Here is an 896-nt window from a genome sequence, read left to right as displayed (position 1 = left end):
CAAAGCTCTGTAACCCGAACATCACCTGAAAAATCGGATGGCGGGTGGTGTCACGCGCAATATCCAGCGCCTCAACCAGTTGTTCGAACGGCATGTCCTGATGGACCTTAGCCTCTGTTACCCGCTGATGGGTCTGTTGAATCAGCGCTTCCACACTGGCGGTTTGTTGAATTTGTATCCTTAAGGCCAGTGAGTTGACAAACATCCCAATCAGGGGCTGAGTTTGAGCATGGTGTCGGTTATCCGTCGGCGTCCCCAGAACGATATCATTTTGCCCGGATAATTTTGCCAGCGTGAGATAAAAGGCACTGAGCAGCACGGTATACGGGGTGGTTTCCTGTGCTTTTGCCAGCGTCCTTACCTGTTCAGACAGCCGGGTGTCCAGCACAAACTTGAAATCCCGTCCCTGATAATTCACCCGTGTCGGTCTGGGATAATCGCTGGGCAAGGCCAGTGATTCGTAGCCGGACAGGGCCTGCCGCCAGTAGGCGAGCTGGCGTTCACCGATGTCGCCCTGTAGATAGTCCCGTTGCCAGACGGCGTAATCGCCGTAGGTAATCTCCAGCGGGGGAAGCGGGCTGTCACGGCCTTCCCGTAAGGCGTGGTAAATCTCCGCCAGTTCAGCCATAAAGATATCGACCGACCAGCCGTCAATGGCGATATGGTGCCATAGCATTAATAAGTAGTGTCGGCCAGACACCGAATAATGGCGCAGGCGCAGGCTGGGTTCCGCGGTCAAGTTAAACGGAGTGGCTATTTCAGCACGCACCGTGCTCAACAGCGTGTCAGCATTTTCACAGGATTGGGACTGGATAACCCAATTCCCTTCCAATCTCTGTGGGTAAATCTGTCCGTCATCATCACTGCGGTACACCATCTTCATGACAGTATGGCGC

The 896-nt window shown here is 54.1% G+C and carries 1 protein-coding gene; it reads right to left on the bottom strand.

Translation table 11 applies throughout. The features are described 5' to 3' along the window. Positions 1-896: condensation domain-containing protein (locus tag Phpb_RS26600; protein WP_240492419.1), on the bottom strand; the 896-nt coding region annotated here is incomplete at both ends.

Origin of the sequence: Photorhabdus namnaonensis (assembly GCF_001684335.1) — a bacterium.
Taxonomy (GTDB): domain Bacteria; phylum Pseudomonadota; class Gammaproteobacteria; order Enterobacterales; family Enterobacteriaceae; genus Photorhabdus; species Photorhabdus namnaonensis.
Note: the sequence above shows the minus strand (reverse complement) of the source record. Positions and strands in the feature narration are given on the sequence as shown.